Here is a 14,055-nt window from a genome sequence, read left to right on the forward strand (position 1 = left end):
AACGACCACAACCACACCTTCGCGGTCAGGTGATGGTGGTCAGGTCTCCTGCGGGAGGCCGAGCCACTCGTGCCAGCCGTTGTGCAGCACCAGCCAGGCGAGCAGACCGTAGCCGGCCTGCTGCGGGTGGTGGCCGTCGGTCGAGGCCAGGTCGGCGACCCACTGCTCGTGGTCGCGTAGCGGCTGGTAGGTCTCCACGTAGGGGAGCCGGCGGCGTCCGCAGACGTCCGCGAACGCTGTGGACAGCTCTGCCAGCGCGTCGGCGTCCACGTCGTTGCGCGGTGCCGGGCCGACCACGAACACCGGGATGCGCCGGTTGGTGGCATCGTCCAGCACGTTCGCCAGGTTCAGCCGGCTGCGGGCCAGGGACACCCCATGGTTCAGGTCCGCGGCGCCGGGCGCCACGACCAGCCGGTTGTCCCCGGTGCCGAAGCGCCGGTTGCACTCCGACTCCCACCGCCCGGACAGGGCGGTGCTGGACTCTCCGGGCACGGCCAGCGGGTACCACTCGATCGGTTCCTCGCTGACCGTGCGGGCGGCGACCCGCCCGGTCCAGCCCAGTCCCCGGGCGTCACCGACCCCGGCTACCAGCTCGTCCCCGACCACGCAGATGCGCCTGCGCGTCGGCTCCTCGTGCGTCGCCGCTGCGCTCACCGGGCAAAGGCCTCACTGATCAGCACCTTCTGCTCGGCCTGGTGCTTCTTGCCGGTGCCGGCCGAGGGGGCAGCCGACTCCGGCCGGGAGACCAGCCGCAGACCCCGCTCAGCGATCGCGGGCACCGCCTTGGCCGCCCGTACCCGCAGGTACGTCCAGGCCCCCTGGTTCGCCGGCTCGTCCTGTGCCCACACCAGCTCGGCGTCCGGGAAGCGCTGCAGCTCGGCGTCCAGCGCCTCTGCCTCGAGCGGGTAGTACTGCTCCAGCCGGACCAGTGCGGTGCCGTCGTCCTCGCGCTTGCTGCGCTCGGCGAGCAGGTCGTAGTAGACCCGCCCGCTGCACAGCAGCACCCGGTTCACCTTCGCCGGGTCGGCAGTGGTGTCCCCGAGCACGGGCTGGAAGGTGCCGGAGGTGAAGTCCTCCACCGTCGAGGTGGCGGCCCGCAGCCGGAGCAGCTGCTTCGGGGTGAACACCACCAGGGGCCGGCGCGGGCGCTGGTAGGCCTGACGCCGCAGCAGGTGGAAGTAGTTCGCCGGCGTGGAGGGCTCGGCAACGATCATGTTGTCCTCGGCGGACAGCTGCAGGAACCGCTCCTTGCGTGCCGAGGAGTGGTCCGGTCCCTGCCCCTCGTAGCCGTGCGGCAGCAGCAGCACCACCGACGAGGTCTGCCCCCACTTCTGCTCTGCGGAGGAGATGAACTCGTCGATCACCGTCTGGGCACCGTTGACGAAGTCGCCGAACTGCGCCTCCCACGCCACCAGGGCGTCGGGCCGCTCCACCGAGTAGCCGTACTCGAAAGCCAGCGCCGCGTACTCGCTCAGCGAGGAGTCATAGACCCAGAACTTCGCCTGGTCCGGCGACAGGTACATCAGCGGTGTCCACTCCGCACCGTTGACCCGGTCGTGCAGCACGGCGTGGCGCTGCACGAACGTGCCCCGGCGGGAGTCCTGCCCGGCCAGCCGTACCGGCATCCCCTCCATCAGCAGGGAACCGAAGGCGAGCAGCTCACCGAAGGCCCAGTCGATGGCGCCGTCGGTGGCCATGTGCTCGCGCTTCTCCAGCAGCTGGGTCAGCTTCGGGTGCACGGTGAAGCCCTCTGGCGGGCGGGTGTGCGCGGCACCGATGTGCTCGACCACCTTGGCCGGCACGGCGGTCTGCCAGCCGACCATCATCCCGGCGTCCTCCTGCTGAGACTCCGGCAGCTCTAGACCCTGGACCTGGGAGTCGGTGCGAGCACTGCCCTCCCGGGTCTCGGTGAACACCCGTTCCAGCTCGGACTTGTAGTGCTGCAGCGCCTCCTCGGCCTCCTCCTGGGTGAGGTCACCCCGGCCGACCAGCGCCTCGGTGTACAGCTTGCGGACGCTGCGCTTCTTCTCGATCAGCGAGTACATCACCGGCTGCGTCATCGACGGGTCGTCGCCCTCGTTGTGCCCGCGGCGGCGGTAGCAGACCATGTCGATGATGACGTCCCGGTTGAACTCCTGCCGGTAGTCGAAGGCCAGCTCGGCCACGTGCGCCACCGCCTCCGGGTCGTCCCCGTTCACGTGGAACACCGGGATCTGCAGCCCCTTGGCGACATCGGTGGCGTACATCGTGGACCGCGAGGAGGCGGCACCGGTGGTGAACCCGACCTGGTTGTTGATCAGGATGTGCACTGTGCCACCGGTGCGGTAGCCACGCAGCTGGGACAGCTGCAGGGTCTCGGTGACCACACCCTGACCGGCGAACGCGGCGTCGCCGTGGATCAGCACCGGCAGCACCGAGTAGCCGGCGCCGCCGAGGTCGAGACGGTCCTGCTTGGCCCGGACGACGCCCTCGAGCACGCCGTTGACCGCCTCCAGGTGGGAGGGGTTGGCCGCCAGGTACACCTTCGTGGTGGCCCCGTTCAGGGCGGTGAACGTGCCCTCGGTGCCAAGGTGGTACTTCACGTCCCCGGAGCCCTGCACGGTGCGCGGGTCCTGGTTCCCCTCGAACTCGGCGAAGATCTGCGCGTAGGACTTGCCGGCCAGGTTGGCCAGCACGTTCAACCGGCCGCGGTGCGGCATCCCGATGCCGACCTCGTCCAGGCCCTCCTGGGCGGCACGGTCCAGCACCCGGTCCAGCAGCGGGATGAGCGCCTCGCCACCTTCCAGGCTGAACCGCTTCTGCCCGACGAACTTGGTCTGCAGGAAGGTCTCGAACGCCTCCGCCGCGTTCAGCGTGCGCAGGATGCGCTTCTGCTCGTCGGCCTCAGGCTTGGACCACCCCGACTCCAAGCGGTCCTGCAGCCACCGGCGCTGGGCCGGGTCGTGCAGGTGCATGTACTCCACACCGATGGTGCGGCAGTAGGAGTTGCGCAGCAGCCCGAGGATGTCCCGCAGCAGCATCTTCGGCTTGCCGCCGAACCCGCCGGTGGGGAACGTCCGGTCCAGGTCCCACAGGGTGAGCCGGTGCGTCTGCACGTCCAGGTCGGGGTGCTTGCGCTGTCGGTAGGCCAGCGGGTCGGTGTCGGCGAGCAGGTGGCCGCGGGACCGGTAGGCGTGGATGAGCTCGGCCACCCGGGCGGGCTTGCCGAAGTCCTCCTCCTCGCTGGGCGTGACGTCAGTGGTCCAGCGCACCGGCTCGTACGGCACCCGCAGTGCGGCGAACACGCGGTCGTAGAAGCCGTCCTCACCGAGCAGCTTGGCGTGCACGATCCGCAGGAAGTCCCCGGACTGGGCGCCCTGGATGATCCGGTGGTCGTAGGTGGAGGTGAGGGTGAGCACCTTGGAGATGCCCAGCCGCGAGACCGTCTCGAGCGAGGCCCCCTGGTACTCGGCCGGGTAGTTCATCGCTCCGACACCGATGATCGTGCCCTGCCCGGACATCAGCCGTGGCACCGAGTGCACTGTGCCGATGGTGCCGGGGTTGGTCAGCGAGATCGTGGTGCCAGCGAAGTCGTCCACGGTCAGCTTGTTCCCGCGGGCCTTGCGCACGACCTCCTCGTACGCGTGCCAGAACTCGGCGAAGTTCATCTCCTCGGCGCCCTTGATCGAGGGCACCAGCAGCTGACGGGTCCCGTCCGGCTTGGCCAGGTCGATCGCCAGCCCGAAGTTCACGTGTGCCGGGCGCACGATGCCCGGCTTGCCGTCCACCTCCCGGTAGCCGGCGTTCATCTCCGGCATGTCACCGAGCGCCTCGACCACGGCGAAGCCGATCAGGTGGGTGAAGGACACCTTCCCGCCGCGGCTGCGGGCCAGGTGGTTGTTCAGCACGATCCGGTTGTCCACCAGGAGCTTCGCCGGGATGGTGCGCACACTGGTGGCAGTGGGCACCTCCAAGGAGGTCTCCATGTTCGTGACCACCCGGGCAGCAGGACCACGCAGCCGGGTGGCCTCGCCTTCGCCGCCCGCATCTCGCGGACCGCCGCCGGTGACAGCCCGGGTGTAGGGGGCAGTGGGAGCCACCGCGGTAGCCACCGGAGCCTCCGGCGGCACGTCGGCGCGCACCTCGGCGGGCTCCGGGTTGGTGTCGCGCTGCTGGGCGGCAGTAGCACCAGAGGTCTGGCGAGCCGGTGCCGCCGGCTCCTCCTCGGGTGCGGTGGCCGGTTCCGAGGCAGGCTCGGAGGCGGCGCTCGCCGGCGGCTGCTGGGCCGGTGCGATGGCAGCGCTCGCCGCGGACTCGGCCTGCTCAGCCTGGCTCGGCGCGGACGCGGCCGTACTGCCGTTGCTGCCGGACAGATCGGCAGGGGAGTAGGTCTCGAAGAACTCCCACCAGGACTCGTCGACCAGGTTCTTGTCCTTCTTGTACTGGGAGTACAGCTCTTCGATGAGCCACTCGTTCCCACCGAAGATCTCCGCCGCGGATGTGGAGTCGTGGGGTGCCTGCTGGGACACTCGGGGATCGCCCTCTTCCGAAAGATGTGCGTGCTGGATGCGTACTACCAGCCTAGGCGACCAGTGCCACAACAGCCTGAAGAACTGCGCGTTTCGAGTGATCGGTGTGGTCAAGGAGGCACTGCGGGGCGCACCGGTTCAAGCCTGGGCAAACAGCCGGTCAGCAGCGCCGCTGTGGAGCATGTGCCGCGGGTGTGCTCCCACCGCACGCGCAGGGGCGAGCAGCGACCTTCCTCCGGAGTCCGAGGCACGTGCGGCGGTCTGAGGTCGGTGCGCACCACCCCAGTCCGCCGCGTGTACCTCCGATGGATGGCAGGCAGCGGTGCGGGGGTGGCAGGCAGCGGTGCGGGTGGTCAGCGGTCGCCCGCGGCCGGTCCGCGGGCGGGCAGCGTGACGCGGATCATCGCGCCGGTGCCATGGGTGGGGTCGACCACCTCGATCGTGCCGCCGTGCAGGCTCACCGCCCAGCGCGCGATCGCCAGGCCCAGCCCGGTGCCACCGGTGGACTGGCCACCGTGCTGACCGGGGGCGTTGCCGCGTTCGAACCGCTCGAACACCTTCTGCCGGTCCTGCACCGGGATCCCCGGTCCCTCGTCCTGCACCTCGATCACCACAGTGTCGGGCACCGACTCGTACCGGCCACCCAGATAGATCTTGCCGCCGGCCGGGGAGTGCCGGGCAGCGTTGCCGAGCAGGTTGGCCACCACCTGGTGCAGCCGCTCGGAGTCAGCGACCACCCGCAGGTCCGCCGGTGTGGTGCTCACCTCCCAGTCCAGCTCCCGACCGGACTCGCTGACCGCGTGCCGGGACTGGGTCGCCGCCTCGGCCAGGAACGGGCCGACCTCGATCTCGGCGAGCTCCAGGTCGGCGGCCCCTGCCTCCAGCCGGGACAGGTCGAGCAGGTAGGCGATCAGGCGGGAGAGCCGCTCCACCTGACCGAGCGCAGACTCCAGCGCCTCCGGAGAAGGCGGGACCACGCCGTCGGCGAGGTTCTCCAGCTGCGCCCGCAGCGCGGCGACCGGGGTACGCAGCTCGTGCGAGACGTTCGCGACCATCTCGCGGCGCTGGGTGTCCTGCGTGTCCAGGTCCTGGGCCATGGAGTTGAACGCCGCCGCCAGCTCGCCCACCTCGTCCTGGCTGTTGGTGTGCACCTGCTGGCTGTAGTCGCCGCGGGCCATCGCCTGGGCGGCCGCGGTCATCTCCCGCAGCGGGCGGGTCATCCCGCGGGCGAGGATCTGGGTGAGTACCAGCGAGCAGACCAGCGCCACCGGGAACGTGCGCAGCACACCGACATCGAGCCGGTCCCCGGCCCAGGTGACCAAGGTGAACAGCGCGACCATCGCCCCGATGATCACGATCAGCTTCATCTTGATCGAGCGCAGCGGATCCAGCGGACGCAGGTCCCGGTAGAGCGCGTGCCGCGCTTCCTGCCACCCGCTCTCGGTACGGGCATGTCGGAACGGGCGCGGGGGAGTGCTCATCAGGCTATTGTGTGGGCTCCAGCGCATATCCGACCCCGTGCACGGTGCGGATCAGGTCCGAGCCGAGCTTGCGGCGCAGCGCCTTGATGTGCGAGTCCACGGTGCGGGTGCCGGAGGCGTCCGCCCAGTCCCACACCTCCGCGAGCAGCCGCTCCCGGGAGAGGACGGTGCGCGGGCTGGAGGCCAGGCAGACCAGCAGGTCGAACTCGGTGGGGGTCAGGTGCGCCTCCTCCTCGGCCCGGCGGACCCGGCGCGCGGCCTTGTCGATGGTCAGGTCACCCAGCTGCAGCGGCGTCTCCCCGCTGCCTGCAGGTGCGGCCTGGGACCGCTCCACCCGGCGCAGCAGCACCTTCAGCCGGGCGAGCAGCTCGCGCATCGAGAACGGTTTGGTCATGTAGTCGTCGGCGCCCACGCCCAGACCCACCAGCATGTCGGTCTCGTCGTCGCGGGCGGTGAGCATCATGATCGGCGGCACGTGCCGGCCCGCACTGGTGGCCTCCGCCTGGATCCGCCGGCACGCCTCCAGCCCGTCGATCCCGGGAAGCATCACGTCCAGCACGATCAGGTCGGGAAGCAGGCGGGCCGCAGCGCTCACCCCCGCCAGACCGTCGCCGACAGTGTGCGCCTGCCAGCCCTCGGCCTCCAGCCGGCGGGCGATCTGGGTTGCGATCTCCGGTTCGTCCTCCACGACCAGGACCACAGTGCTCGAGGTGTTCATGCGGCAAAGCCTGGCACATCGGAGGCCAGACCCGGTGGCACTCGCCGGTGCGATTCGTTGTCGACAGCATGCGAGGGCGGTTACCCTTGCGACCATCATGTCTGGCCATACCAGCGCCTCGAGGTACAGACCGGCGCGATGATCACCGATTGGCTCCTGGTTGCCCTCGGCGTGCTCCTCACCGCCGGCACCGCTCTCTTTGTCGCCGCCGAGTTCTCCCTCGTGGCCCTGGACCCTGCCGCCGTGGACAAGCGCGCTGCCAACGGCAAGGACCGAACTGCTCAGCTGGTGCAACGTGCGCTGCGTCAGCTAGCCACCGAGCTCTCTGGGGCGCAGGTCGGTATCACGCTGACCACGGTGCTGCTCGGGTACACCATGCAGGCAGCACTGGCCAACCTGCTCGCTCGCGGGTTGGAGCTGACCACGTGGGCGCAGGCGGCCACGGGGGCGATCGCCGTCGTGCTCAGCCTGCTGATCGTGAACACCTTCTCCATGCTGTTCGGGGAGCTGGTGCCGAAGAACTGGGCGATCTCCGACCCGATGCGGGTGGCTCGGGTGGTGGTCCGGCCACAGCACGCGTTCACCACCGCGCTGCGGCCGATGATCGCCACGCTGAACGGGTCGGCGAACAAGATCCTGCACCTGTTCGGGGTGCAGCCGCGCGAGGAGCTCGGCGGGGGCCGGTCGGCCACCGAGCTGGCCGCGTTGGTGCGGCACTCGGCCAAGGCCGGCACCCTGGAGCGGTCCACGGCGCTGCTGCTCACCCGCTCGATCGGTTTCGGTGAGCTCACCGCCCTGGACGTGATGACCGACCGGATGCGCATGCAGACGGTGGCTCGGGACGCCAGCGCTGAGGAGCTGGTCGCGCTGGCGCGCAGCACGGGGCACTCTCGGTTCCCGGTGATCGAGGACTCCCCGGACGAGGTGGTCGGCATCGTGCAGCTGCGCCGGGCGATCGGGGTGCCGCACGAACGCCGCGCAGAGGTGCCCGTCGGGGCGCTGATGGACGAGGCACCGCAGGTGCCCGAGACCGCCCGGCTGGCGCCGCTGCTGGTGAGTCTGCGCAACGGGCTGCAGATGGCGGTCGTGGTGGACGAGTTCGGCGGCACCTCCGGCGTGGTGACCTTGGAGGACGTGGTCGAGGAGCTGGTCGGTGAGGTGGCCGACGAGCACGACCGGCGGCGTCGGGACGTGCGCGCCGGGCCGGAGGAGTCCTGGCTGGTGCCCGGCACCGTGCGGCCGGACGAGCTGGTGCTGCGCACCGGTCTGCGGGTGCCGGACGAGGCCGCCTACGAGACGCTCGGCGGGCTGGTGATGACCGCGCTCGGCCGGATGCCGCAGGTGGGGGACGAGGTCGAGGTGCCCGGGGTGCTGCTCCGGGTGGAGACCATGGACGGTCGCCGGGTGGACACGTTGCGGGTGCGGGTGCTGCCGCGCGTGGAGCCGGAGGAGGCGCAGTGAGCTCGGGTATGGCGCTGCTGGTGGCCGCGCTGCTGCTGCTGGGCAACGCGTTCTTCGTCGGTGCCGAGTTCGCGATCATGTCGGTGCGGCGCGCGCAGGTCGAGCCGTTGGCCGAGGAGGGGTCCCGGTCCGCCAAGACCGTGCTCTGGGCGCTGGAGCACGTGTCCTTGATGCTCGCCTGCGCCCAGCTCGGGGTGACCATCTGCTCGGTGGGCCTGGGGGCGGTGGCCGAGCCCGCGATCGCGCACCTGCTCCAGGTGCCCCTGGGCGCGCTCGGGCTGCCTGCTGCAGCTAGTCACGCCGTCGCGCTGGTGATCGCGCTGGCGATCGTGGTCTACCTGCACGTGGTGCTCGGCGAGATGGTGCCGAAGAACTTGGCCGTCGCCGCTCCGGGCAGCGCCGCGATGTGGTTCGGACCACCGCTGGTGTGGGTGTCCCGTGCAGTCTCCCCGGTGATCCGGTTCTTGAACTGGGTGGCCAACCTGCTGCTGCGGCTGGTGGGGATCGAGCCGAAGGACGAGGTCACCTCCACCTTCACCGCCGAAGAGGTCGCCGCGATCGTGGAACGCTCCCGCGCTGAGGGGCTGCTGCAGGACGAGCTGGGTCTGCTCACCGGGGCGATCGAGTTCTCCACCTCCGACGCCGGCAGCGTGATGGTCTCCGGCACTGCGCTGACCACGCTGCCGATCGGGTGCACCCCGGCGGATGTGGAGCATGCGGTGGCGCGCACCGGCTTCTCCCGGTTCCCGGTGATGGAGGGCGTGACCATCGTGGGCTATCTGCACGTCAAGGACGTGCTGTACGCCGAGACCGACGAGCAGCGGCAGGCGCCGGTCCCGCCGTGGCGGGTGCGCCCGCTCGCAGTGGCCCGCGTCGATGACGAGATCGAGACGGTGCTCGGGGCGATGCAGCGCACCGGTGCGCACGTGGCCGGGGTGAAGGGGCCGGCGGGAGAGTCTTTGGGGGTGGTGTTCCTGGAGGACATCCTCGAGGAGCTGGTCGGTGAGGTGCGCGACTCGATGCAGCGCAGCCGGTGACGGCGCAGCCCGCCGGCCCGGCAGGTCCCGCACCTGGATGTCGCCGGTCCGGTAGGCGGAACTGCCGGTCTCTACCCTCGGGATGTGAGGATGTCGTGAAAGATGCGGGTGGTGCCTCCCGCGATGCCGTCGTCTCGGCCTCTGCGGTGGTGGATCCACTGCTGGCGGTCCGTTATGATTCCGTAATCTGCTCGGTCGTCTACCGCTGCGTGGCGGCCTGATGCGGAACCTTCCCCGTGCAGTACCCGTGTGAACGTCCCTTTGCCCTGCCCTGTTTGTTGTGCCCGGAGGTTGTGTGAGTACGCAGCGTGAGTGGTCCGCTGACGGCTACGTGACCCGTCGCCAGCTCCGTGCAGCGGCCCGCGCTGCGCAGACCGCTGCCACCCCGACCCCACCGGCCGGCTCCGCCAGCACCACCGGAACCCCGGTGAGTGCGACCTCGGCGGGAGAGGCTGCGCCGTCGGACGCCCCGGCCCCGCTCACCCGACGCCAGATCCGCGAGCGAGAACGTGCCGAAGGAGCCCGCCGCCGGGCACGGTCCGCCGCTGTCGAACGCGATGCCGGAGCGGGCAGCCCGGGCAGTGCTGGTGCGCCGCCCGACGCACTGCAGCACCCGGGCGCGACCGGCGACGAGCCGGTGCTGCCGGAGCAGGTCGCGGCCCGTGCGGCTGACCAGCCGAAGCAGGAGCGGCGCAAGCCGGTGCAGAAGGCTCCGGCCCGTCGGTGGCTCCCGCGGCTGGCGGTGCTCGGCGCCCTCGCTGCGGTCACCACAGTGGTGCCGTTGACCGGTGCCGCACTGCCCGGCTCCTCCAGTGACGAGTCCACCGGCGCCCCCCTCGGTGCGACCAGCGCGCTGGAGGTGTTCTCCGCCGGCGGCACGCAGCTGTCCTCGGACACCTCGGCGGCGCTGGCGGCCGACCCGCTGGCCTCGTTGCGGTCGATGGTCGCCACCAGCCGCAGCAACGACCGCGACACCACCACCTGCGGGGCCGGGGCGATGGAGGCCAACGGGGTGCTCGCCAGCGAGGTGGAGATGGCCCCGCCGGAGATCGTCATGCCGCTGGCCGAGGGGTCCTTCCACTACACCTCCCGGTACGGGCTGCGCAGCCACCCGATCTTCGGCGGCTATGGCGAGCACACCGGGTTGGACATGGCCGCTGCCGCCGGCACCCCGATCCACGCCGCGGCCGAGGGCACAGTGGTGCACGCCGGTGCCGGGATGGACGGGCGTTCCAGCATGCTGGTGATCATCGAGCACGAGGTGGACGGGCAGCTCTTCTGGACCTGGTACGTGCACATGTACCCGGACGGGGTGTACGTCTCCGAGGGGCAGCAGGTCAACGCGGGCGACGTGATCGGCGCCGTCGGTTCCTACGGCAACTCCACCGGACCGCACCTGCACTTCGAGGTGCACCTGGACCAGGACCTGACCACGGTCGACCCGGAGAGCTGGCTCGCCGAGAACGCGGTGCCGTTGGACAGCGAGACGCTGCGCTGCACGCAGGGCTGACCGCCCGCAGGCGCCCCTGAACCGTCGCCGCACGCCGCGGCGGCACACCTGCCGCCGACGGTGCCGAGGCCCTCAGCGCAGCCGTAGCCCCCAGTGCACGGTGTACCGGTCGCCGGGGGACAGGCGCACCAGGTCGTCGCCGGTGCGGAAGGCGTCCGCGATGCAGCTCATCGGCTCGGCGGCCAGCCCGGTGCGCTGGGCGGCCGGGGCGCTGACGTGGTCCCCGGTGCACAGCTGCCAGGCGCGCAGCGAGGAGTCCATCCACACCTCGACTGTGCGCCCGTCGCTGCCGTGCAGGCGGAGCCAAGAGCGGCCGTCGGCGTCGAAGGCGGGGTCGAGGAACGCATCGTCCAGGTCGGTGCTGCCCAGGGCGCGGCGGGCGCGGAAGTCGAACTGTTGCGGCAGCTCCTCTGCGCCGGTGGGTAGCAGCCGCTCGTCGGTGGTGACCCAGCGGGCCACGTCCAGCTCCAGCTCGGCATCGTCCAGTGCGCCGGGGCCGGGGGAGAGCCAGGGGTGGAAGCCGACGCCGTAGGGTGCGTCGGTCTGGCCGGTGTTCGTGCCGGTGGTGGTCACCTCCAGACCGGCCTGGCTCAGCTCGTAGCGGGTGGAGACGGTCAGCGGGAACGGGTAGCCGGGCGTGGGTGGCAGGTCGACGGCTAGCTCTACGGCCGAGGCGGTGTGCGAGCGCACCCCCCAACGCAACCAGCTCACCAGCCCGTGCAGTGCCGTCCGCCGGGCGGGCTCGGTCAGCGGCACCTGGTAGTCGGTGCCGTCGAAGTGGTACTGCCCGTCCCGGAGCCGGTTCGGCCAGGGCGCGAGCACAGCGCCGTTGGACGCCGGTGGCAGCTCGTCCTCGGCGAACGGTACGACGACGTCACGTGCGTCGGTCTGGAACAGGCGCAGGTGCGCGCCCACCTCGGTGATGACGGCGTAGGAGCTGCCGTGGCGGATCTCGAACTGTTGGCCGGTCAGTGGGTTCACAGCCAGTGAGCCTATCGCCTCGGTCAGGTGGCTTCCTGGGTGCGCCGGGAGGCCTTCTGAGAGGCGCGGTCCTGACCGAAAAAGCGGCGGGCGAGGTATCCGCCGATGGTCGAGCCGGCGGCCAGCCCCAGACCGGTGGCGAAGGCGAGCACGAGCGCAGGCAGCGCCTGGATCACCCCGTACTCGGTGCCCATCAGCGCGTACAGCGCCCGGTAGACGGCCAGCCCGGGGATCAGGCCGATCAGACCGGCCATGGTCATCGCCGCTTCGGGCACCTTGAACCACCGGTAGGTGAGGTAGCCCAGCACGCCGGCGACGACGCCAGCCATCCCGGGGACCAGCCCCGGCTGGTCGGTGATCGGGCGGAGCAGGTAGTAGGCGGCGAAGACGAGACCGGCCACGATCGCCAGCAGCGGGACCATCCGCAGCCGGATGTAGGAGGTGAGTGCGAAACCGATACCGATCAGGGCGGAGCCGAGGGTGCCCGCCGCCAGTCCGCCGTCCGGCCCCAGGGAGGTGCCCACCTGGATCGGGACACCGATCTTCAGCACGAGGCCGAGGGTGGCGGAGATGCCCACGGCCAGGGCGAGGGTGAGCATGATCACCTCGAGCATGCGGGCCGAGGCGGTCACATAGTACCCGTCGATCGCATCCCGTGCGGCCGAGGTGAGGCCGATCCCGGAGAGCAGCATGATGATGCCGGAGATCACGATCACGGTGGGCCGGTTCGCGCCGGGGAGCTCGATGCCCTGGGACTGCAGCCAGTACATCACCGTGGCGATCCCAGTGGTGACGGCGGCCGCGCCCATCTGGGTGAAGAAGGTGGCGATGCCCCACCGGTCCATCAGCCGGGTGATCAGGTCCACCGCCACCGCGGCGAGGGCGGCGACCAGGATGAGCACGAAGCTCGCGTCGTACATCACCACCACCCCGCCGGCGAGGATGGCCTTGCCGAGGGTGACCACCCAGCGTCGGTAGGGGTGCGGTTGGGTGAGGATGCGGCGTAGGCGGTGGCGCGCTTCGGCGATGTCCACCGGTTCGGTCGCGTTGGTGAGCTCGGCGATGAGCTTGTACACCCCCTGGATCCGGGTGTAGTCGGTGGTGCGCGCCTTGACCACCCGCATCACGGAGATCGGGTCCTCGTCCAGGCCGCGGCGCACGGAGACAGTGATCGAGGTGAACGTGATGTCCACCTGCATACCGGCCAGCTCGTAGGTCTCGCTGAGTCGGAGCACAGTGGCCACGACGTCCGCGGCGGAGGCGCCGGCGGCGAGCATCGCCTCGCCGGTGCGCAGGCACAGGTCGATCACGCTGCGGGCGTGCCGCTGGGAGATCTCCTCGTCCGGGTCGGTCACCATGATCCGCTGGGTGGGCTCCCGGACTGCGCGCATGATCGCCCCGGCCCGCAGCTGCCAGGACCGCAGCAGCCCCACCGAGTCGTCCGCGTCGAGCGGATCGGCTGGCTCGTGCGCAGCGGACTGCTCGGGCAGCTCGGCGGTGTCGCCCGGGTCCAGGGGATCGTGGTCCAGGTCGTGGGCCATCGCGGGTGCGGAGGAGTCCTCGGTCACGCTCATGTCCTCGCTCGTGGGCTGGTGGTCACCGTGTGCACAGGCGAGGTTGTACACCTGTCGCCCAGCACGCCACCAGCACGATAACCAAGGGGTGCAGCGGCTGACGAACTGCTGTGCTCGGGAACGCGCTGGCGGGGGCTCGACGTCACCCGGCCGAGGTCAGCGCGTTCCCCGGCTGGCGGCTGACCGGTCCGCAGCCGCGGCCGTCCCGCTGACCAGCGGCAGGAACACTGTGTCCACGATGTCCACGATGGCCTGGTCCGGCACGGTGCCGAGGTTCATGATCAGCTCGTGTCGGAACAGGTCGAAGGGCAGGTTCACCACTCGGGCCGGTGGCAGCGTGGAGATCTCGCCCCGGTACACAGCGCGCTCGACGATGCGAGGCATGGCCAGCTCGCGGTCGCCGAGCAGGCGGGTGCGCAGCTGGGCCGGGGTGGCGCCGGTGTCGTCGAACAAGGACCCGAAGACCGTGCTGAGCACGGCCGGCGCGTCGTCGCCGAGCCGGTTGGCTGAGCGCAGCAGGGCGAGCACGTCGCCGCGCAGCTCACCGGTGTCCGGAACCTCGCGCGGTGCCCCGAGGTAGGAGTGGGTGAGCACAGCGCGCAGCAGCGACTCCTTGTCCGGCCAGCGTCGGTACAGGGCGGCCTTGCCGGTCTGGGCACGCTCGGCGATCGCTTCGAAGGTGAAGCCGCCGTAGCCGGCCTCGCGCAGCTGCTCCCACCCGGCAGACAGGATCGCTGTCTCCAGCGCCGGGCCGCGTCGTCGGATGCTGGTCATGCCCCTCCTCG

General features: G+C 70.8%; 10 protein-coding genes. 3 read left to right on the forward strand and 7 right to left on the reverse strand.

Going from position 1 to position 14,055, the window contains the following annotated elements; all coding sequences use genetic code 11:
• Window positions 1–39 precede the first annotated feature (39 nt).
• The 4 genes from K338_RS0110905 to K338_RS0110920 all read right to left on the reverse strand — a co-directional run bounded on the left by K338_RS0110905 (window position 40) and on the right by K338_RS0110920 (window position 6,707).
• Window positions 40–654 (reverse strand): GDSL-type esterase/lipase family protein, encoded by a 615-nt coding sequence (locus K338_RS0110905; protein ID WP_022918209.1) that lies wholly within the window; start codon window positions 652–654, stop codon window positions 40–42.
• The gene (locus tag K338_RS0110910; RefSeq protein WP_022918210.1) at window positions 651–4,508 is read right to left on the reverse strand and encodes a multifunctional oxoglutarate decarboxylase/oxoglutarate dehydrogenase thiamine pyrophosphate-binding subunit/dihydrolipoyllysine-residue succinyltransferase subunit; all 3,858 of its coding nucleotides are present in this window, start codon (window positions 4,506–4,508) and stop codon (window positions 651–653) included. Before K338_RS0110910 ends, K338_RS0110905 begins: the two co-directional genes overlap by 4 nt.
• Before the next feature lie 353 nt (window positions 4,509–4,861).
• Window positions 4,862–5,989: a HAMP domain-containing sensor histidine kinase gene (locus K338_RS0110915; protein ID WP_022918211.1), complete on the reverse strand. Its 1,128-nt coding sequence runs from the start codon at window positions 5,987–5,989 to the stop codon at window positions 4,862–4,864.
• A gap of 4 nt (window positions 5,990–5,993) precedes the next feature.
• On the reverse strand, window positions 5,994–6,707 hold the full coding sequence (locus tag K338_RS0110920) for a response regulator transcription factor (protein WP_022918212.1): 714 nt from the start codon (window positions 6,705–6,707) through the stop codon (window positions 5,994–5,996).
• Window positions 6,708–6,845: 138 nt separating this feature from the next.
• Here K338_RS0110920 and K338_RS0110925 point away from each other — a divergent pair, with 138 nt between their 5' ends.
• The 3 genes from K338_RS0110925 (at window position 6,846) to K338_RS24490 (ending at window position 10,715) form a co-directional block, all read left to right on the forward strand.
• The gene (locus K338_RS0110925; protein ID WP_022918213.1) at window positions 6,846–8,168 is read left to right on the forward strand and encodes a hemolysin family protein; all 1,323 of its coding nucleotides are present in this window, start codon (window positions 6,846–6,848) and stop codon (window positions 8,166–8,168) included.
• The gene (locus K338_RS0110930) at window positions 8,165–9,205 is read left to right on the forward strand and encodes a hemolysin family protein (protein ID WP_022918214.1); all 1,041 of its coding nucleotides are present in this window, start codon (window positions 8,165–8,167) and stop codon (window positions 9,203–9,205) included. The genes K338_RS0110925 and K338_RS0110930 overlap by 4 nt, the downstream gene beginning before the upstream one ends.
• A gap of 295 nt (window positions 9,206–9,500) precedes the next feature.
• A complete protein-coding gene (locus tag K338_RS24490; protein ID WP_022918215.1) occupies window positions 9,501–10,715 on the forward strand; it encodes a peptidoglycan DD-metalloendopeptidase family protein in 1,215 nt (404 codons plus the stop codon).
• A 72-nt stretch (window positions 10,716–10,787) separates the two neighbouring features.
• Here the strand turns inward: K338_RS24490 and K338_RS0110940 are convergent, their stop codons facing one another.
• From K338_RS0110940 to K338_RS0110950, 3 genes are all read right to left on the reverse strand, one after another.
• The gene (locus K338_RS0110940; protein WP_022918216.1) at window positions 10,788–11,696 is read right to left on the reverse strand and encodes an aldose 1-epimerase family protein; all 909 of its coding nucleotides are present in this window, start codon (window positions 11,694–11,696) and stop codon (window positions 10,788–10,790) included.
• Between the two features lie 23 nt (window positions 11,697–11,719).
• Window positions 11,720–13,270: a threonine/serine exporter family protein gene (locus K338_RS0110945; RefSeq protein ID WP_245542947.1), complete on the reverse strand. Its 1,551-nt coding sequence runs from the start codon at window positions 13,268–13,270 to the stop codon at window positions 11,720–11,722.
• Between the two features lie 156 nt (window positions 13,271–13,426).
• Window positions 13,427–14,044, reverse strand: a complete 618-nt coding sequence (locus tag K338_RS0110950; RefSeq protein ID WP_022918218.1) for a TetR/AcrR family transcriptional regulator — start codon at window positions 14,042–14,044, stop codon at window positions 13,427–13,429.
• Window positions 14,045–14,055 lie beyond the last annotated feature (11 nt).

The sequence above is a fragment of the Ruania albidiflava DSM 18029 genome (assembly GCF_000421225.1).
GTDB classification, from domain to species: Bacteria; Actinomycetota; Actinomycetes; order Actinomycetales; family Beutenbergiaceae; genus Ruania; species Ruania albidiflava.